The organism is Chloroflexia bacterium SDU3-3, from assembly GCA_009268125.1.
Lineage (GTDB): Bacteria > Chloroflexota > Chloroflexia > Chloroflexales > Roseiflexaceae > SDU3-3.
The window spans coordinates 1-18,892 of sequence record WBOU01000016.1; the positions used below are offsets into that span (position 1 = coordinate 1).

The window sequence follows — 18,892 nt, forward strand, 5'->3', positions numbered from 1 at the left end:
GGGCATGCACCACCATCCAAAAATGACCACTATCGACGAAGGCGCACCCAAGCCGAACGAATACCAACGCACCGTTTCGCTAAAACGGCCTCGGAACACCCGATAAAGTGACACCATGTGAGGGCATGGCCCCTTGCAGTGATCGAGGGACAAGAGCCCCTGCTGCCACCCGCGCAGGGCATCCACCCACCCGCCACGAGAAACCTCTCTGGTGAATGAGGTAACCTGCATCGGGCCGCCCGCGCAGCGCTGCACGCAGTGCCTGTGGGCGGCCCGGCCCCGCCCTACCCCAGCGCCACGCGGTAGCGCAGCGTTTCCGTCCCGCCCATCGACGCCGGGCGGTTGAAGCGCTCCACCAGCACGCCGCCGTTGGCCTCGATCACCCGCTGCGAGGCGATGTTGCCGGGGTCGGTGGTCAGCTCCACATACTCGCGCAGGCCCTCGGCGCGGGCCAGCGGCAGCAGCAGGGCCAGCGCCCGCGTGGCGTAGCCCCGCCGCCGCTTCCAGGCCACCACGCTATAGCCCACGTGCCCCAGCACGTGCGGCGGCAGCGCGGCGGTGCCCGGCTGCCAGCGCAGGTTGATCGCGCCGCAGAACGCGCCATCCCACATCCACAGCGCCACCCCCGGCAGCCGGTTCACCTGCGAGCCATCCGGCAGGGTGATCGGCCCGCCCGCCGCCTCGCGGTCGACCTTGCTGCGCACAAACGCCGCCGCGTCGGCCCCGATCCGCGCCAGCTCCTCCTGCGCCGCCTCGGGGCGCATGGTGTTGGGCGACCAGCCCCGGCGCAGCGCATCCACATAGCCGGGCAGATACGCCTCGGCAGGCCAGACAAGCTCGAACATCGGCCACCTCCTTTGCATGGTGCGCAGTCTAGCACCCTGCGGGCCAACCTAGCTCGCCCGCGCGGATGATCGCGCATCCGCCCTGGGCCGGATTGGCGCACCGTGCTATCATTGGGGTGGAAAATATGTTCGAGTGGAGGGGAGCGACCATGGCAGACATACCCGAGCCGCAGCGCTGCGCCTGGGCGGGCGGCGACCCGCTGATGCAGCACTACCACGACACCGAGTGGGGCGTACCCGAGCGCGACAGCCGCGCCCTGTGGGAAAAGCTGATGCTCGACGGCTTCCAGGCCGGGCTATCGTGGCGCACCATCCTCCACAAGCGCGAGGCGTTCCGCCGCGCCTTCGAGGGCTTCAAGCCGGAGACCGTGGCGCAGTTTGGCCAGGCCGATGTCGAGCGGCTGCTGGGCGACGCGGGCATCGTGCGCTCGCGCGCCAAGATCGAGGGTGTGGTGCGCAACGCCCGCGCCTACCTGGCCATGCGCGACGCGGGCGAGGATTTCTCGACCTTTGTGTGGGGGATGGTCGGCGGCACGCCGCTGGACAACCCATGGGAGCGCGTCCAGCAGGTGCCCGCCAAGACCGCGCTCTCCGAGGCCATGTCCAAGGCGCTCAGGCAGCGCGGCTTCACCTTTGTCGGCCCGGTGATCGTCTACGCCTGGATGCAGGCCACCGGCCTCGTCAACGACCACCAGGCTGCGTGCTTCGTACGCCAGCGCTAGCCCCGCCCACCGTGGCCATGGCGTAGCGCACCGCCGACTGCAGGTTGGCCATAGTGTGCAGCTTGGTGGTGTCGATGCCCAGGCTCACCAAGAACTGCGCGCCCTCGGGGGCGATGCCCACGATGATCACATGCGCGCCCAGCAGCGAGCAGGCCTGCACCATGTTGATCAGCGCCTTGCCCGCCAGCATGTCCATCGTCTCGATGCCCGTCACATCCATCACGATCAGGCGGGCGCGCTGGCGCTCGATCTCGCTGAGCAGGTGGCGGTGCATCGCGCCAGCGCGCTGATCGTCGAAGATGCCCACCAGCGGGATGACCACCACCTGGGGCAGGATGGGCACCACCGGCGCGGCCTGGCGCACCATGTCGGCGCGCATGGCCTGCTTGCTGGCCTGCTCGCTGGCCAGCTGGGCCTCGCGCCGCTGCAGCTCGGCCACATTCGCGGCCATCGCCTCGTTCAGCTGCTGCTGGTGGGCCAGCAGCTGGTTCAGCTGCTGCAGGCTCTGCTCGCTGGCGACACGCGCCTGCGTGGCCTGCTCCAACGAGCGCCGCTCCTGCAGCGTCAGCACCGCAATCACCACCGACAGCACGATCATCACGCCGATCTGCAGCCCCAGGTTAAAGGTCAGGGCGCTACGGGTGGCCACCAGGGTCACCGGGATGCTGCCCGACAGCTGCAGCGCCGCCGTGACCCCTAGCGTGGCCGCGCTTACCACCGCGATGCTGATGGTGGCGATCGGGTTGCGCAGCACCAGCGCTGTGACGCACGGGCAGATCTGAAACAGCACCCAGGTGCCGCCGCCCAGCGTGCCGCTCAGCGGGTCGATCGCGGCGATCAGGAAGGTGATCGTGACGATCACCGCGAAGATGCAGGGCTGCACATAGCGCGTAGGCGCGAGAACGTAGAGCGCCGCCGTCGCGATCAGCGCCAGAGCCAGTATCCCGCTGGCCCAGTAGAGCTGCTGCGGATTTTGATCAGCGGGGTAGGCGAAGAATCCAGCCACAAATGCGATAATCTCAATAGCCAGAAAGAAGGCCGCCAGCAGACGGGTGCGCCGCACGAGGTCGAAGGCGGGTGAGTGCGATGCCGACATAAGCGCTTATTCCTTTGCAGCCGTAACCGTACGGGTAGTGTACAAAAGTAAAGCGGTTCTGGCAAGCCTGCGCGGGGCTATTTGTTAAAATATCGTGGAATGAGTTTTCCTAGCCTCGTGGAAAGCTGTGTTTTTTTTCACATTACTGCCCTTTACATTTAATTTCAGGAGAGATATAATCTCTTGTGTAACGAAACCACTACAAAACACATCCGGCAACTGATGCCGATCTTGCGGCAAGATCGGTCTTTTTATGCCTTAGGAGGCACCTATGTTGCAGCGCGAGACCCCCAACACCCCCCAGGTCTATCTCTGTCCTACCTGTGCCTGCAAGCTCCACGCCGAGGGAGAGCTGCTTGTATGCGCCAAGCATGGCGCGTTTTTTGCCTATGGGCCACACCTGCTCGTGCGTGCGCCGAGCAAGGCCCCGCGCGTGCAGGAGGCATCGATGCCCTGGGAGATCAACGCCGCGCAGCCGCGCTAGGCTGCCCGCCCGATCTGGCGCAGGCCCCATGCGGGCCATCCGTTGCCATACCAGCTATCGCGGTGGGTCTATCGCCCGCTCGTTCGAGTGGGCTTTTGCGCTCGCCTACGATGCCGCGCCCCACGCGATAGATCCGTGCAGCAGAACACGATCGCGCTTCAGCTGTGACAAATAATCCGAAGGGCCAGGGGAACATCCCCTGGCCCTTCGCGCTGTGCGCTGCCTACCAGCCGCCGTCGCCGCCGCCGCCGCTATCGCCGCCGCCGCCGCCCCAGTCGCCGCCGCCGCCGCCGCCGCTGCCCCAGCTGTCGTCGCTGCCGCCGCTGCCCCAGCTGCTGCCGCCGCTATCGCCGCTGCTGCTGCCGCCCCAGCTGCCGCCCCAGCCGCTGCCGCCGTGATGGTGGTGGCTGCCGCCGCCAAGCATCGAGCCGATCACCACGCCGCCGACAAAGTCGCCCATGCCGCCGCCGCGCTGCCCGCCGTAGCCGCCATAGCCGCCATAGCCGCCGTAGCCGCCCTGGTTGGCGTAGCTGCGGAACAGGCTGTCGGCGCTCTGCGCGTTTCGCTCGGCCTCCTGCGCGTTAGCGATCGCCTGCTGGGCCTCGGCCTCGGTGCGCACCGTGCCGATGCCGCTCATCAGCGCGTGGGCGCGCTCCAGCAGCTGGATACCCTCGGAGTTGCGCGGGATCATGTTGCTGTTGGTCTGCATCGAGCGCTCGGCCTGCTGGATGGCCAGCGTCGCCCGCTGCGCATGCTGGTTCACCTGGGCGCGGATCTGCTCCACCGCCTGGAACTCGTTGTAGGCCTGCTGGTAGACCATGCCTGCGCTGTCGGCGAGCTTGCTGAAGCGATCCTGGGCCTGCCGCAGCGCGCTCGCGCGGGCATCCTCCTGGGCGCGCTCCGCCGCCGCGATCGCCTGCTCGGCCTGCTGCGCCTCCTGCTGGGCGCGCTGGAAGGCCGCGCTGGTGTCCGACGAGAGGTCGCCGGGGTGCAGCTGGGTGAAGTGGGTGAGCCGCTGCAGCTCGCCCAGCGCCAGCTGGCGGGCGGTGGCCACCTGATCGCGCAGCTTGTCCATCGCGTCGAACTCGCCCTGGGCCTGGGCCAGCGCGTCGTCGGCCAGGCGGTTGGCCTCCTGGGCCTGCTTCACCAGCGCGATCCAGTCGGGCTTGGGCTGCGCGGCCTCGGCCTGGGCCGTGGCCAGCAGCTGCTCGGCCTGGCGCAGCGCCTGCTCGGGGGCCTTGCCCACATCGGCGTCATTCTCGCGGATGTACTGCCAGCCCTTCTCGATATCGGCCTGCGCCATATCGATCTCTTTGCGCGCGGCCACCTGCGCGGCCTTCAGGTCGTTCAATCGCTGGGTGATGGTATCGATCAGCGTGCGCGCTCGTTCGATCTCCTGCTCGGCGGCGTCGATATCCAGCTTCGCGCCGTAGAAATCCTGGTCCTCGCCAGCGTTGCGGGCCTTCGCTCGCTCCCACAGCGCCTTGGCGCGGGCCGCCGCCGCCTGGGCCTCGCTGCCGTTGCCGCGGATGTCGCTCCACGTGCTCTCGGCGTATTCGTCCACCTCGTCGAAGGCCACGCGGCCCTGCTCGATATGGGCCGGAAGCTGGCCGCCAGCCTGCTCGACCTGGGCCAGCCGCTTCTCGTTCTCGCGCTGGAGCGCGGGCATGCCGCCGCCGCGACCCACGCCCTCGGCGATCAAGGCCTCGACCTGGGCCAGCGGCTCGGCTGCGGCCTGCGCGCCCTTGCTCTGCAGCGCCAGCGCAGCGATCACCAGCTCGCTCTCGGCCTCAGAGAACGCGTCGAGGCCTGCCTGGGTCTTGTAGCCCTGCGTAGCCACCTGCTGGGCGTCGGCGCGGCCCGCCGAGATCTGCTCGCGCAGCGCGGCGAAGCGCCCCACCAGCTCGCCCAGGCCCTTGGCCGTGGCCTCGGCCTCCTGCGCGGCCTGGGAGGCCTCGGCGCTGTGGTGCTCGGCAAATAGCTGCTCGGCGCGGGCGATCTGCTCGCTGGCCTCGCGCGCCACCGCCTGCGGCTTGTCGAAGTCGCCTAGGCTGGCGGCCTGATCGACCACGGCCTGGGTGGCCTGCTTGGCCTTGGCGATGGCCTGCGGCACAGCGGCGTTGATCTTGTCCAGCTCGTCGCGGCGCTCGTTGGCCTGGGCCAGCTGGGCGCGGGCCTGCTCGATCTGCGCGGCTGCCGCCGCGTAGGCCGTGGCCAGCTCCTCGTACAGCTCGGGGGTGAGGCTGCTGGCCTCTTTGCCGCGCACACGCTCCTCGGCGGCGGCGTAGTGCTCCTGAGCCTCGGCGTAGGCCGCCTCGGCCTCCTGCTGCAGCCCGGTGATGTGCTTCACGTCGGCGGGCAGATAGGAGATGCGGTCGTACTGCGCCTTCTCCTTTGCATCCTGGAACAGCGGCAACGTATCGGCGATAGCAGCGCCCGCCTGCTTGCGGTTATCCTCGTATTTCTCTCGCGCGCTGGCCACCACCTTCTGCTTACCCTGGCTCTTCTTCATCGAGTTGTAGGCCAAGGCCCCGCCGCCCACCAGCACGCCGCCGCCCAGCAGCCAGGGCCAGGCCGACCCATCGCTGGAGCTGCTGCTGCTGCCCACCGTGCCGGTGCTGCCGCTGCTGGTGCTGGCGCTTCCGCTGCTGGTGCCCGCCGAGCCAACCGCGCTGTTGATCGACTCAAGGGTATCGACCACGGCCTGGGTGAAATCGCCCGCTTTGAGGCCGCTGTTCAGATCGTTGGTGCGGATAGTCTCGTAGCGGTTGTTGGTGCCCAGGGCCTTGGCCCAGTCATCGCCATAGCGGATGGCGCTGTACGACTTGCCAAAGCCGATAAAGATCGCGATCATCTCGTCGCGCACCTGGCCGTTGCTGCGAGCCAGGTTGTCGGCGATCAAATACTGTTTAAAGGTCGACTCGTTGCCGTTGTTGGCGGTGTAGATGGCCACCAGCGCGCCGCGCTGCATCAGCGGCTGGGCAGCCTCGGCCACCCTTGCGCGGTCGAGCTTGCCCGCATCGTCTTTGAAATAGAGCTGCCCCTGCGCAAATGCCGGTGAGGCAAGCAGTATCAACAGCCCTATGGCCGCAAGCAGTCGTACAAGTTTGCGCACGCGAGAACTCCTTTTCCTCAGTGGTTCGCCTACTATTGCCTGTCTTTGATGTCTAAGACTGAGCTATATCTTTCTCGGGGGCCACGCCCTCAGTGCCCTGCTCTACACTCCGTGCGTTTCCCAAGCACCTAGGGCTACACTATCTGATACGAGTGAAGCATACGAAAAGTTCCTTTTGCATCATCCGTTCCAGCATAGCACACCTGCCCAAGCCGCCGCTTGGCTTTCGGCACGCCTCATCCACGCCCTCGTGGTATTCGTCCCCTTGGTGCCTTGGTGCCTTGGTGCCTTGGTGGTGAATGGTGCGCCTTTCCCCGCGCGTCTTCAAAACTTCATGGTGATGGCTCTTGGATAGTGGTGGATGCCCTACGCGGGCGGCACCTAGGGGCCTGCCCCTAGCAACCCCGCAAGGGGATGCAACCCCTTCCATGGTGTCACGTTGTACGACATTTCAAGGCTTTTTTGGCACCCATGCCCGATCGACTTCCGGTGCGATGCATTGCGATCATCGTATCCGACCCGATGATCGCAATGATTCACCACGGGTGTAGGGGCGGACCTCGTGTCCGCCCCAGCGCGATGCGCCGCGTTCATCGCACCTCCATTCGATGCTCACGGCGCGTTCCGATGCGTGCCGTGAGCCTGCATCGCCTGCATCGCAGGGGCATTCGATGCAGGCGATGCAATGCGGCGTGGGCGGACACGAGGTCCGCCCCTACGGCAATGATGGCGTCGCGCGCATCCCAATCGCTGCCAGTGGCAACCAGCGGTCATGTCCCGGCACGCGGTTTTGCACCATGTGCCGTTTCCAGCGGCCCCACGCAAAAAAGTGATACCTGCTGAGGGTGCAACCCCCTTCAATCTCCCAATGTTCGGCGTTCCTATGCCATTCGCTGGCAGCTAGTGTTCATGCATATGGCCATCAAAACATCAGTGGAACCTTCGCCGCATGGAAAAAGTGAGATGATGCGCTGCGATCATAGCTTGACGCACATTGCTTGTGGAAAACGCTAGTAGATAGAGCCAGGTTTTGGGCATGAGCTAGCACCTAGTTTTGCTTTCTGTACCGCATTCAGATGCACCATATAAAAACCAACACTTGTTGAGACTTTGGTACCTTGGAATAGTGCATTTCTCCCCTTCGTGCCTTCGAGTCTTCGTGGTATTCGTTCCCTTGTCCCCTTGGTGTCTTGGTGGTAAGCCCATGTTGCCCCAATCAGGTACGCCTCGGCCCTAGGGCAGGCCCAGCCGGGTCAGCCGCGCCACACCCTCGGCGATCTGCGGCTCGCTCAGGTGGCCATAGCCGAAGATCAGCTTGTCGCGGTGGTCGCTGGCGATGGCGTGCTGGGCCACCGGGTGCAGCCGCAGGCCCTGCGCGGCCTGCCCCGCCAGCCACACGGCATCAAAATGACGCCCGGGCCACGCCACCGCCACATGGATGCCGGTCGAGGCCCCCCACACACGGTGCTGGCCGGGGAAGTGGGCCTCCAGCGCGGCTAGCAGCGCATCGCGGCGGCGGCGGTAGGCCTGTTTCACCACGCGGATATGGCGGTCGAGGTGGCCCTGGTCGATAAACTGGGCCAGCACCAGATGGTCGAGCGCGGGCGAGTGCAGGTCGGTCTGCCACTTGGCCTGCCGCGCCGCCGCCACCAGCGCGGGCGGCACGATCATGTAGCCCAGGCGCAGCGCGGGCGCGAGGATCTTGCTGAGCGTGCCGATGTAGATCACCTGCTCGGGGGCCAGGCCCTGCAGCGCGGGCACCGGCGCGCCATGGTAGCGTATCTCGCTGTCGTAGTCGTCCTCGATGATCAGGCTACCGCGCTCCTGGGCCAGCTGCACCAGGGCCAGCCGCCGCGCGATGGGCAGCACGCCGCCCAGCGGGAACTGGTGCGAGGGCGTGACGTGGACCAGCCGGGGCCGCAGCGTGGCTGGCAGGCCTGCCAGGGTGATTCCGTGCTCGTCCACCGCCGCTGGCCACAGCTGCGCGCCCAGCGCGGCGTAGCGCCGCTGGATATCCACCGCCATCGGGTCTTCGGCCAGCACGGTGTCGCCTGGGCGGATGCACAGCTCGCCCGCGATCGCGAAGGCCTGGGCCGCTCCCGTGGTCATGATGATCTGGTCGGGGTGGCAGCGCACCCCGCGCGTGCGCCCGAGGTAGCCGCACAGCGACTGGCGCACGGCCAGGTGGCCCTCGGGCGGGCCGTAGCCCCACGGCGCGGCCCCCTGGTCGCGGCATATGGCCTGAAACAGCCGACCCCAGGTGGCGCGTGGGATCAGCTCCAGCGCCGGGGTGCCCGCGCGGAAGTCGACCAGGCCGGGCGGGGCAGGCGGCGCGGGCGGCGGGGCAGGCGGCGCGGGCGGCGCGGGGTGCAGCAGCCCAGGGGCGACCCGCATCCCCGACTGCGGGCGGCTCTCCAGGTAGCCCTCGGCCAGCAGCTGATCGTAGGCGGCCAGCACCAGGTTGCGCGAGACACCCAGGCTGGTGGCCAAGGCCCGCGATGAGGGCACACGCTCGCCTGCGCGCAGCCCGCCCTGGTGGATGCGCTCGCGGATCTGCCAGTACATCTGCCGCCACAGCGGCTCGGCAGCGGCGCGGTCAAGCGTCAGCAGCAGCTCCAATGCTTCGTCTCTCAAACTGGTACCCGCACTTCGGCGTGCGACTGGCTCTTTCCCAGCGCCAGTGTCTCACCGTATGCTATTTCCTGCAACAGCGAGCGACAAGCGCGACGATTCTTTACCACCAAGACACCAAGACACCAAGGGGACAAAGAGTTTTTCACCACACAGACCCGAAGGCACGAAGATCGGAAGGAACGAATGGGGCTGGCAATAGCGCGCACGCCACAACAACCCGCCGACGTAGGGGCGGGCCTTGTGCCCGCCCGCATCGAAGCCACGGCGCGCATCGCGCCCTTCGCGCGCCCCGCCGATGATGCCGATGCCTGCGGTGATGATTGCAGTGCGCAAGCCGAGCAATCAACATACCGCGCCGAGGCACGCAGCCAACAGAGGAGAGAACGATGACCCTGAGCTTTTGGACGATGACCAGCGGGACATGGATCAACGCCGCCGGGGTGCTGGCGGGCACGGCGCTGGGCGCTGGCCTGCGCGCCCGCGCCGGGGGCATGTTTCAGCAGACACTTCAGTATGCGGTGGGGCTGATCAGCCTGCTGCTGGGTATACAGATGGCCATGAAGCTGCCAGGCGTGGCGGTGGGGCCGGTGGATGGCATCCTGATCGCGCTGGTGGCGCTGGCGCTGGGCGCGGCCACCGGCGAGGCCCTGCGGCTTGAGGAGCGGCTGGCGGCGCTAGGCGACTACGCGCGGCGAAAGATGGGCGGCGGCGGGCGCTTTAGCGAGGGGCTGATCACGCCGTTCCTACTGTTCTGCATCGGGCCGATGTCGCTGCTGGGCAGCATCGCCAACGGCGTGAGCGGCGACATGCGACTGCTGCTGATCAAGGCCACGCTGGACAGCATCACCGCCGTGGCGCTGACATGCACACTCGGCCCGAGCGTGGGGCTGTCGACGCTGCCGCTGGTGCTGTTCCAGGCGAGCGTGTCGCTGATCGCGGGCGCGCTAGGGGCGGGCGCGGGCGACCCAAGCACATCGCCGATGTTCGTGATGGTGGTGGGCGTGGGCGGGGTGCTCATCCTGGGCATCACGCTGCGGCTGCTCGACCTGACGCCGGTGCGCACCGCCGCGCTGCTGCCCGCGCTGGTGTTCGCGCCCGTGCTCTACGCGCTGTGCGCGCAGATCTTTGGCTAGAGAGGAATGGTGACGCCGATGTACTTTTGCCACTCCGCCGCAATCTGGGCGGCCTTCCCCGCGCTGGTGCCGGGCGTGATGCTGGTGGAGGGCGTGCGCCCCGATGCGCAGGCCCTGCCGCTGCTGGAGCCATTGTTCGAGCAGGCCCGCGCACGGCTAGCCGCCACCCCCGAGTCGGCCATGCCCGAGGTGCAGGCCTGGCGGCAGGTGTTCGGGCAGATGGGCCTGAAGCCGACGCAGTACCGATCCGCCGCCGAGGCGCTGCTGCGGCGCTTTCGCAAGGAGGGCGCGCTGCCCAGCCTGCACCCGCTGGTGGATGCCTGCAACGCGGCCTCGCTGGCCTTCGCGCTGCCGGTGGCAGTGCTCGATCTGGATCATGTGGCAGGCTTCCTGGAGGTGCGGCAGGCCCTGGGCGATGAGGTATACCTCTCGTTCGGCGGCGAGATCGAGCACCCCGAGCCTGGCGAGGTGATCTTCGCCGATGCGGAGGGCCACGCCCACGCCCGCCGCTGGGTGTTCCGCCAGAGCCGACAGTCAACCGTGGGCGCTGCGACCCGCCGCGCCCTGATTGTGTGCGAGGGCCAGCACGCCGGGGCAGCGCAGGATGTGCCCGCCTTGCTGGGGGCGCTGGCCGGGGTGCTGGACGCGCTGGGGATGCGATCTACGCCGCCCGCCGTGCTGCGCGCCGACGCGCCGCGCTGGCAGCCTACGCCGTAAGCAAGGCGGGCGGGGCTGCGGCGCAGGCTGCGGCCCCGCCATGGGCTGCTGGCCACCAGCCGAGCAAAGCCCGCGCTGCTCGCGGCATCCCTGCACGCCGCGCACACCAAGATCGGGTGCCGCTGGGCTTTGCAGCGCGGCAGGCTTGGTTTTCTTTCTTCTTTTCTATGCTTCCAAGCACCCGCGTTTCCTTTCCTCGCAACCCCCGCCATGCTTCCAAACGCCCGCGTTTCCTTTCCTCGCGACCCCCTCCATGCTTCCAAACACCCGCGTTTCCTTTCCTCGCGACCCCCTCCATGCTTCCAAACGCCCGCGTTTCCTTTCCTCGCGACCCCCGCCATGCTTCCAAACGCCCGCGTTTCCTTTCTTCACACCCCCCTCCATGCTTCCAAACACCCGCGTTTCCTTTCCTCGCGCCCCCCTCCATGCTTCTTCACACCCCCCTCCATGCTTCTTCACACCCCCCTCCATGCTTCTTCACACCCCCCTCCATGCTTCTTCACACCCCCCTCCATGCTTCTTCACACTCCCCTCCATGCTTCCAAACCTGGCACAAAGAAAGCCCGCCCTGGGGTGCTGGCACGCGGCGAAGCACCACAGGCGGGCAAAAAGCACCATGAGAAGGCCAGCGCAGGGCCGCGCCGCCGCTGGCCGCGCCCCTATGCCTAGATCGGGCGCTTGAGGATAGCTATGATGATCGCCGTGTAACCCTGGCCCTTTGTGACAGGAAGGACTGAGGTTAGCTCCCAACCATCCATACCCGCTGTGTTGAGGGTTCGACTGATCTGAAGCTCGTCAATATTGGGGCCAAAGAAGCCATCGATGTTAAGAGTCACAGTCTGGTACTCCCAGCGCTGCGTGGGCGCTGTATGCAGGCGGGTGGTCGGCATTCCTTCTGATGACATGGCGTGGTTTCCTTTAGTTCTTTCAAAATGTGCTTTGCGTATAGAGCGCAGATCATTGGCGCGGGCGCTTGAAGACCACCATCAGTCCAGCGGTGCCGCCCATCCCGTGCTGCACGGGCATCATCGACACCAGCTCCCATCGCTGCTCACCGTGCTGATTAAGGTGGCGTTCCAGCACATCGGCATCGTCATCCGGCCCAAAGAAGCTATCGACACGAAACAGCAAGCACGCGATACTCCCAGCCTTGCGAGGCCGGGTCCAGACGAACCGTTGGTAGGCCTTCGGAAGACATAGCCCACTTCCTCTCTGGTATAGGCAGCAGCTAGCCCCCAAACGGGATCAGCAGACTGGCCGCGCCCTGGTACTCAAGGTCGAGCGCGGCGATGGCCGAGGACATGTAGGGGAAGACATCCTGCTGCAAGATAGTCCAGCGGCTGTCGCAGTAGCAGCGGTGAACCTCGTGGCTATCGGGGTACTGGTAGAAGGCCACGTAGGCGGGCCAGCTTGCGGCGCTGCCCATGGTACGCAGCGGCTTGGCCAGCGGGGTGGGGTTCACGCGATCATCGAGCGGGCCGTAGGCCAGGATGCGGGCCGTGCCGAACTGCATGGGCGGCAGCCGGATGGTGCGCGTGGATGGCTGGGCGGCGGAAAGCAGTGGCTCGGTGATGCGCGCGCCTGCGGCCTGCCAGCTATCGCGCAGGGCCGCCCTATCTACCAGGGGCGAGAGGTAGGTCTCGGCGTAGCCACAGGCCATACAGGCGTAGCGATCCAGGGCCACATCGGGCGCTGGCACGGCGGCGGGCGCGGGGTGAAAGAAAACTTGGTTGGAGCCACACTTGGGGCAGGTGCCATCTCGCATTGCGCTACTCTTGGTTGGGCGGGTGCCACCATCAGATACGCAGCGCGGGGCGGCTAGGTTGCACGGGGCCGCAGGCCGAAGCTATAGCTCGGCCTGCGGTGGGCGGGCGCGTTCAAGCAGGGCGAAGCAGGCCAGGCTCACCAGCATGAGGATGGTGCAGAGCGCCATGGCCTGGCCATAGTTCAGCCCGCCAGGGCGGCCAAGAAAGCGGTAGATCACCAGCGGAATGGTGGGGTACTCGTTCTGGCCGATCAGCAGCACCGCGCCAAAGTCGCCCAGCGAGATCGTGAAGGCGTAGACCGCGCCCACCAGCATGGCGGGGGCCAGCAGCGGCAGGTCGATCTGGCGCAGCACCTGCAGGGGCGAGGCACCAAGGGTGCGGGCGGCCTCGCGCAGGCGCTGGTCGAGCGCGCGAAGCGCGGGCAGCAGGCTGCGCACCACCAGCGGGAAGGCCAGCAGCGAGTGGGCCACCGGAACCATCAGCGGCGAGCGCTGCCAGCCCCACGCGCCGAACGCAACAATGTAGCCCAGGCCTAGAGTCACCGCGCTGGTGCCCAGCGGAAGGGTGAACAGCGGGTCAAGCACCCGCGTCAGCCAGCCGCCGCGCCTGCCCTGCGCCAGCAGGTAGGCCGCAGGTACGCCGACGGCCAGCGAGAGCGCCACCGTGGCCATGGCGAACAGCAGCGAGTTGCGTACCGCCACCAGCGGCGGCACAAAGAACAGCGAGCGCGTGGTATTCTGGCCCAGCGCGTGGTAGAAGGCCAGGGTAGGCGTGCCATCGGCGCTGGCAAGCGAGCGCAGGGCCAGGGCAGCCAGGGGCGTGCCGATCAGCAGTAGGATGAGCAGAGCATTTGCCACGATCAGCAGGCGCTCGCCCAGGGTGCGGGGCGGGCGGGCGTTTGCGCCGTGGCCGCGCGCGGCCAGCGCCAGCGAGGTACGCTCCTGCAGGCGGGTGTAGGCCATGGTGGCCAGCAGCGTGACGGCGATCTGCACCAGAGCCAGGGCCGAGGCCACATCCAGCCGCAGCATCTGGGCGGTCTGGCGGTAGATCTCCACCTCCACCGTGGCCATCTGCGCCCCGCCAAGGATGAGCACGATGCTGAACGAGGCGAAGCAGTAGATGAAGACCAGCAGCGCCGCAGCGCCGATGGCCGGAAGCAGCAGCGGCAAGGTCACATAGCGGAAAGCCCGCCAGCGGCTCGCACCCAGCACCGCCGCTGCCTGCTCCAGCCGCACATCAATGCCCGCCCAGAAGCCCCCGACGATGCGCAGCACGATGCTGTAGTTAAAGAAAATGTGGGCCAGCAGCACCAGCCAGATCGACCGCTCAAGCGCCAGGGGTGGAGCACCAGCGGGCAACAGCCGAGCGAGGCCAGCGGGCAGCAGCCCGCGCGGCCCCAGCAGCTCGCCGAAGGCGGCGGCCACCACCACGGTGGGCAGCACAAAGGGAACCGTGGCCAGGGCGCGCAGCGCGACCGCGCCGGGGAAGCGAAAGCGGGCGAACATGTAGGCACCGGGCAGCGCCACCAGCAGCGTGAGCGCGGCGGAGGCCGCGCCGAGCCATGCGCTGAAGCCGACCACGCGCATGAAGTAGGCTAGGTCGTCGGCATCCACCGCCGTGCGCACGCCCACGCTTAGGCGCAGGATCGCGCCGAGCGGAAAGAAGAAGAACAGGGCCAGAAAGCCCAGCGGCAGCGCGTAGAGCAGCAGCGGCAGCAGGGCGGCGCGGGCGGCAGCAACCCGCCGCACGCCGCCAGCAGCCCCGCGCCCTAGCGCAGCACGGTCTGCGTCCATGCGTCTATCCATTCGTCGCGGTGCGCGCTGATGTCCGCCGGGGCGATGTCCTTGGTGCTCTCGGGCAGCACGCTATACTTGGTGAAGGCCTCGGGGAGCGTGGCGCTGGGCAGCACTGGGTAGACAAACATCTGCAGCGGCATGTCCTGCTGGAAGGGCGCGCCCAGCATGAAGTCGATAAACTTCTGAGCCAGCTCGGGCTGCTTGCTGCCCTTCAGCACCCCGGCGAATTCGACCTGCAGGAAGCTGCCCGCCGTAATCACGCCGGTGGGCGCGTCGGTCAGCGGGGTCTCGCTGTAGATCACCTCGGCGGGCGGGCTGGATGTGTAGGAGACCACCAGGGGGCGCGGGCCTTTGCCGCTCGCGCCGCTGAACTGGGTGTTGTAGGCCTCATCCCAGCCGTCGCTCACCAGCACGTCGTTGGCGCGCAGCTCTTTCCAGAAATCGAGGTAGGTGTAGTCGCCGCTGGTGCCGAACTCGGCCACGGTGGCCAGCAGGAAGGCCAGCCCAGGCGAGGAGGTGGCGGGGTTCTCAACCACCAGCTTGCCCTTCCACTCGGGCTTGGTCAGGTCGCGAAGGCTGGCGGGCACGGCCAGATTGCTCTGGGCCAGGTAGGCCTTGTCGTAGTTCAGGCTGATGTAGCCGTAGTCGATCGGGGTAAGGCGGTAGCTCGGGTCAAGCTGGAACTTGGCGGGCACATCGGCCAGCGCGGGCGACTGATAGGGCGCGAAGATGTCGGCATCAAGCGCGCGGCTGAGGAAGGTGTTGTCCACGCCGAAGAACACATCGGCCTGGGGGGCATTTTTGTTCAAAATCGCCTGGTTCAGGGCCGACCCGGCGTCGCCCGACTGCAGAATCTTCACGCTGACGTTGTTCTGCTGCTCGAATGCCTTGATCACATCGGCGCTTACGTTGAAGCTGTCGTGGCTCATCACCACCAGCTGCTGTCCAGGGGCCGAAGGCTCGGCGGCAGGGGCGGTCGCGGCGGCGGTAGGCTCGGTCGCGGCGGGCGCAGGCTCGGTCGCGGCGGGTGCGGGCGCGGTCGTGGCGGGCGCAGGCGTGGGCGTGGGGGCAGCGGCGCTCTGGCCGCAGGCCGCAAGCAGCGTGAGGGCAAGCATGGCGGCGGTCATCTGTCTTCGCATGGCATCTTCTCCACAAAACAAAAAGCCGACCAGCGTTGGTCGGCGTTCCGTTCGGTGTATCGGTGTGCTTCCCTTCGCTGGCATAACCCAGATCAGGTTCGGAGGGTTAGCAGCATTCGGGCCGCAGTCTCAGCCAGGCTCACCTGGCTCCCCTAGCTATGTAGTTGTCTTCGCGTGGGGCTACGGTACCACCCACGGCGGCGCTTGTCAAATGGCAGCGCGGTGGTTTCGATGGCGCGGTGCGGGGTTTCGTTGATCACCATGCGGGCGGGCACGAGACCCGCCCCTCCATCGACGTGGGGCATGGCGGGTTCGATGGCGCGGCGCGGGGTTTCGATGGGTGCGGGGCGGGTTCGGTGATTATGTTGTGGGGGTTGGTGGGTCGGGCGCGGGGGCCGAAACATCGGGGCGATGTTTTAGAACATCGCCCCGATGCTATGGCTTGGCGGCGGAGAGCTAGAGCACCTGCTCCACATGGAGCAGCCCTGGCCGCTCGGCGTTGGCCTGCTCGACGGCGGCCTGGCCGCCGATCGCCACCACCGAGGCCCGCTGGCTGAGCACATCCAAGGCCTGGCCCATCTTGTGGAAATCGGCCAGCGTGGTGCCAAGCACCTGGTCGCGGTAGATCTGGCGCAGCTCGTCGGTCTCGCCGATCAGGTAGCGCACCAGCGAGGTGTAGCCCTTCGCATCGGGCAGCTGGTAGGCGTCCAGATCGCTGATAGTGCCGATGATGCTGCGGGTCAGCTCGGTCTCGCTCAGGTCGAGGCCGCGCAGGAACGCGCCAGTGCCATCGTAGACATCCAGCGTGCGCAGCAGGTTGGGGTCGCGGTAGGAGAGCATGCTCCACACGCCGGTGAGCCGATCGTAGCGCGAGAAGCCGCCATACGCGCCGCCGCGCACGCGCACCTGCTCCCACAGGTAGGCGGTGCGCAGATAGTTCGAGACCACCGCCACCGCGCCACTAGGGGCGAATCCGGCGGCGGTGAGGCTGCCGCCCTTGGCCACATAGTTCACCTGGGCGGGGATGAGCAGGCCCTCGTCGGGCTGATCGAGGCCCTGCGGCCAGGGCGCGTGGCTGACAGGGGAGGAGGGAAGCTCGGAGAGCGCCGCATCGATCTGCGGGCGCACCTGCAGCCAGGAGGCGTGGTCGGCGGTGATGTTGCAGAGCATGGCGGCGCGGTTCAGCAGGGTGTCGCGGATCTGCTGCAGCGTGGCGCAAACGCCCTCCCAGTCCGAATCAATCCGCTGGATGAGCTGGCGGACGAACAGCAGGTAGCTGATGCCGCCCATCTGCTCGCCCGCCCAGTCGGCCTCGCTGAATCGGGCGCGCAGGCGGGCGTCGGCGAAGCTATGGCCCGACGGCACCAGCGACGACTCGAAGCGCGTCTTCTCCTGCAGGGCCATCTGGCGGAAGCGCTCGCGGTTATCCAGATTCACGCCGGTGATCACATCGCGCATGATCGCCAGCAGCTCGCCCACGTGCTCGGGCATGGCCTTGCCGCGCAGCAGCAGCCAGGCCGCGCTGCCGCGATCGCCCCGGCGGGTGGAGACCAGGCGGTCGACGTGGATGCCGCCGGTGCTGCGCCCGATGCGCTGCGAGAGCTGCACGTAGTCCTCGCGCTTGGTGCCCATCTCCAGCAGCGAGCGCCCGAAGAGCGGCAGGTAGGGCAGCAGCTCAGGGGCCAGCGTGCGCAGGTCGAAGCCCAGATCGAGGTAGACAATGCCGTTGGCGAAGATGTCGTGGTAGATCAGCTTCACCGCACCATCCAGCACCTCGATCGGAATGCTGCGCACCTGGCGGTCGAGGTCGGCGATGCCCAGGCTGGGGATGGTGGCGCGCACCTCGGGCGGGTCGGGGCGCTCCTGCAGCTCTTTCAGCTCGGCGGTGCGCAGCACGATGGCCTGCGCGGCCTGCTCGCTGAGCGCGGCCTGGGCCGCATCGAGGCGCGCGCGCTCCTGGGCGGCCAGCCGCTCGCCCAGCGCGGGGTCGGCCTTTAGCACCACGGTGGTGCGGTGCGGGTTATCGAGGAAGTAGCGCTGGATGAGCGCGCCAAAGTAGGCCGGGGCGTCGGCGGCGATGGCCTGCTTGAGCGCGGCGAGCGGGGCCTCGAAGCTGATCTGGTCGATCGGGTCGCGCCCGTAGAGCCAGCCGCCCAGCGCGCCAAGCATCAGGCTGATGCCGCGCGGGAACGAGCCGGTGTTATTCTCGCGCAGCGAGAACTCGACGGTGTTCATGGCCGCGTCGACCTCGCCCTGGGCGATGCCGCCATCGGCGAGGGCGCGCAGGGTGCCCAGCACCAGCTGCTCGATCTCGGCCACGCGCTGCGGGTCGGTGTTCTTCAGGCCGGTGGAGAAGGTCAGCTCGCGCAGGCTGTCGCCCAGGCCGCCGCCCACCACGTTCTCGCCCAGCCCGCTGTCGATCAGGGCCTTGCGCAGCGGCGCGGCGGGCGTGCCCAGCAGCATATGGTCGAGCACCACAAGCCCCAGCGTCTCCGTCAGGTCGCTCACCTCGCCCAGCTTCCAGCTGATGGCGACCATGGCCTTGCTGGCGTCGGCGTCGGCGGCGCTGGCGGCGTAGGTTCGCTCGACGGTGCGCGGCGCGGCGAAGCTGGGCTGCAGCGGCACATCGGACGGCACCTCGATCGGCTGGAAGGCATCGAGGTACTCGGCCAGCAGCGCGAAGCGGTGGGCGGGATCGTCGTTGCCGTAGAAGAAGATCCGGGCGTTGGAGGGGTGGTAGAAGGTGTCGTGGAAGCCCTTGAGCTGCTCGTAGGTAAGATCGGGGATGTGCGCGGGGTCGCCGCCCGAGTCGACGCCATAGGTGGTGTCGGGGAAAAGCGACTGCTGCACATAGCGGTGCAGCATACTGTCGGGCGAACTATACGCGCCCTTCATCTCGTTATAGACCACGCCCTTGTAGGCCAGCGGCTGCGCGGCGTCCTCTAGCTCGTAGTGCCAGCCCTCCTGCTCGAAGTGGTGGCGGGCGATGCGCGGGAAGAACACAGCGTCCAGATAGACATCCACCAGGTTGTAGAAATCCTGGGTGTTCTGCGAGGCCACCGGGTAGCAGGTCTTGTCGGGGTAGGTGAAGGCGTTGAGGAAGGTCTTGAGCGAGCCTTTGATCAGCTCGACGAAGGGATCTTTCAGCGGATACTTGCGCGAGCCGCAGAGCGTGATGTGCTCAAGGATGTGGGCCACGCCGGTGGAGTCGCTCGGGGGCGTGCGGAAGGTGATGCCAAAGACCTTGTTCTCATCGTCGTTCTCAATCGAGAGCAGCTCGGCCCCGGTGGCCACGTGGCGGTAGAGCAGGGCGCGGCTGTTCAGCTCGGGCACCTCCTGCTCGCGGACCAGCGCAAAGCCATGCGTGTTCATCGGCAGCGTTCCTTTCTGTGCGCGCACGCGGGTGTTGGATCAGGGTAGAAAAGGAGCCAGAGCACCAACGGCA

General features: G+C 67.3%; 14 protein-coding genes, 1 pseudogene and 1 riboswitch. Of the genes and pseudogenes, 5 read left to right on the plus strand and 10 right to left on the minus strand.

What is annotated here, in order from left to right:
• Window positions 1–284 precede the first annotated feature (284 nt).
• Window positions 285–845 carry a GNAT family N-acetyltransferase gene (locus tag F8S13_21470; protein KAB8140824.1) on the minus strand — a complete coding sequence of 187 codons (561 nt, stop codon included), beginning with the start codon at window positions 843–845 and terminating at the stop codon, window positions 285–287.
• 149 nt (window positions 846–994) lie between these two features.
• On the opposite strand from F8S13_21470, the gene F8S13_21475 reads away from it, so the two are divergent.
• Entirely contained in the window at window positions 995–1,567 is a 573-nt protein-coding gene (locus F8S13_21475) for a DNA-3-methyladenine glycosylase I (protein KAB8140825.1), read from the plus strand.
• Here F8S13_21475 and F8S13_21480 read toward each other — a convergent pair.
• Window positions 1,527–2,663: an STAS domain-containing protein gene (locus F8S13_21480; protein KAB8140826.1), complete on the minus strand. Its 1,137-nt coding sequence runs from the start codon at window positions 2,661–2,663 to the stop codon at window positions 1,527–1,529. The two genes, F8S13_21475 and F8S13_21480, sit on opposite strands and share 41 nt — an antisense overlap.
• A 271-nt stretch (window positions 2,664–2,934) precedes the next feature.
• Here F8S13_21480 and F8S13_21485 point away from each other — a divergent pair, with 271 nt between their 5' ends.
• Both F8S13_21485 and F8S13_21490 read left to right on the plus strand, forming a co-directional pair.
• A complete protein-coding gene (locus F8S13_21485) occupies window positions 2,935–3,147 on the plus strand; it encodes a hypothetical protein (GenBank protein KAB8140827.1) in 213 nt (70 codons plus the stop codon).
• A 226-nt stretch (window positions 3,148–3,373) separates the two neighbouring features.
• A pseudogene (locus F8S13_21490) lies at window positions 3,374–3,541 on the plus strand (peptidase).
• A gap of 3,954 nt (window positions 3,542–7,495) precedes the next feature.
• Here the strand turns inward: F8S13_21490 and F8S13_21495 are convergent.
• Together F8S13_21495 and F8S13_21500 are read right to left on the minus strand one after the other, a co-directional pair.
• A complete protein-coding gene (locus F8S13_21495) occupies window positions 7,496–8,896 on the minus strand; it encodes a PLP-dependent aminotransferase family protein (protein ID KAB8140828.1) in 1,401 nt (466 codons plus the stop codon).
• Between the two features lie 51 nt (window positions 8,897–8,947).
• Window positions 8,948–9,229, minus strand: coding sequence for a hypothetical protein (locus tag F8S13_21500; protein KAB8140829.1), 282 nt, complete (start codon window positions 9,227–9,229; stop codon window positions 8,948–8,950).
• 74 nt (window positions 9,230–9,303) lie between these two features.
• On the opposite strand from F8S13_21500, the gene F8S13_21505 reads away from it, so the two are divergent.
• Together F8S13_21505 and F8S13_21510 are read left to right on the plus strand one after the other, a co-directional pair.
• Window positions 9,304–10,029: a DUF554 domain-containing protein gene (locus F8S13_21505; GenBank protein ID KAB8140931.1), complete on the plus strand. Its 726-nt coding sequence runs from the start codon at window positions 9,304–9,306 to the stop codon at window positions 10,027–10,029.
• A gap of 18 nt (window positions 10,030–10,047) precedes the next feature.
• Window positions 10,048–10,746: a hypothetical protein gene (locus F8S13_21510; protein KAB8140830.1), complete on the plus strand. Its 699-nt coding sequence runs from the start codon at window positions 10,048–10,050 to the stop codon at window positions 10,744–10,746.
• 665 nt (window positions 10,747–11,411) lie between these two features.
• Here F8S13_21510 and F8S13_21515 read toward each other — a convergent pair.
• From F8S13_21515 to F8S13_21540, 6 genes are all read right to left on the minus strand, one after another.
• Entirely contained in the window at window positions 11,412–11,636 is a 225-nt protein-coding gene (locus tag F8S13_21515; GenBank protein ID KAB8140932.1) for a DUF4177 domain-containing protein, read from the minus strand.
• Window positions 11,637–11,703: 67 nt separating this feature from the next.
• Window positions 11,704–11,985 (minus strand): DUF4177 domain-containing protein, encoded by a 282-nt coding sequence (locus F8S13_21520; protein ID KAB8140831.1) that lies wholly within the window; start codon window positions 11,983–11,985, stop codon window positions 11,704–11,706.
• Window positions 11,975–12,511 (minus strand): hypothetical protein, encoded by a 537-nt coding sequence (locus tag F8S13_21525; protein ID KAB8140832.1) that lies wholly within the window; start codon window positions 12,509–12,511, stop codon window positions 11,975–11,977. The genes F8S13_21520 and F8S13_21525 overlap by 11 nt, the downstream gene beginning before the upstream one ends.
• Window positions 12,512–12,592: 81 nt before the next feature.
• Entirely contained in the window at window positions 12,593–14,317 is a 1,725-nt protein-coding gene (locus tag F8S13_21530) for an iron ABC transporter permease (protein ID KAB8140833.1), read from the minus strand.
• A complete protein-coding gene (locus F8S13_21535) occupies window positions 14,281–15,447 on the minus strand; it encodes a thiamine ABC transporter substrate-binding protein (protein ID KAB8140834.1) in 1,167 nt (388 codons plus the stop codon). Before F8S13_21535 ends, F8S13_21530 begins: the two co-directional genes overlap by 37 nt.
• A 52-nt stretch (window positions 15,448–15,499) precedes the next feature.
• A riboswitch (TPP riboswitch) is annotated at window positions 15,500–15,611 on the minus strand.
• 292 nt (window positions 15,612–15,903) lie between these two features.
• Window positions 15,904–18,819 carry a peptidase M16 gene (locus F8S13_21540; GenBank protein ID KAB8140835.1) on the minus strand — a complete coding sequence of 972 codons (2,916 nt, stop codon included), beginning with the start codon at window positions 18,817–18,819 and terminating at the stop codon, window positions 15,904–15,906.
• Window positions 18,820–18,892 lie beyond the last annotated feature (73 nt).

Bases quoted from the DNA above. Each gene is read 5' to 3' on its own strand.
- F8S13_21470 (KAB8140824.1), bottom strand. From the start codon at position 845: ATGTTCGAGCTTGTCTGGCCTGCCGAGGCGTATCTGCCCGGCTATGTG.
- F8S13_21475 (KAB8140825.1), top strand. From the start codon at position 995: ATGGCAGACATACCCGAGCCGCAGCGCTGCGCCTGGGCGGGCGGCGAC.
- F8S13_21480 (KAB8140826.1), bottom strand. From the start codon at position 2,663: ATGTCGGCATCGCACTCACCCGCCTTCGACCTCGTGCGGCGCACCCGT.
- F8S13_21485 (KAB8140827.1), top strand. From the start codon at position 2,935: ATGTTGCAGCGCGAGACCCCCAACACCCCCCAGGTCTATCTCTGTCCT.
- F8S13_21505 (KAB8140931.1), top strand. From the start codon at position 9,304: ATGACCAGCGGGACATGGATCAACGCCGCCGGGGTGCTGGCGGGCACG.
- F8S13_21510 (KAB8140830.1), top strand. From the start codon at position 10,048: ATGTACTTTTGCCACTCCGCCGCAATCTGGGCGGCCTTCCCCGCGCTG.
- F8S13_21515 (KAB8140932.1), bottom strand. From the start codon at position 11,636: ATGCCGACCACCCGCCTGCATACAGCGCCCACGCAGCGCTGGGAGTAC.
- F8S13_21525 (KAB8140832.1), bottom strand. From the start codon at position 12,511: ATGCGAGATGGCACCTGCCCCAAGTGTGGCTCCAACCAAGTTTTCTTT.
- F8S13_21530 (KAB8140833.1), bottom strand. From the start codon at position 14,317: ATGGATAGACGCATGGACGCAGACCGTGCTGCGCTAGGGCGCGGGGCT.
- F8S13_21535 (KAB8140834.1), bottom strand. From the start codon at position 15,447: ATGCGAAGACAGATGACCGCCGCCATGCTTGCCCTCACGCTGCTTGCG.
- F8S13_21540 (KAB8140835.1), bottom strand. From the start codon at position 18,819: ATGAACACGCATGGCTTTGCGCTGGTCCGCGAGCAGGAGGTGCCCGAG.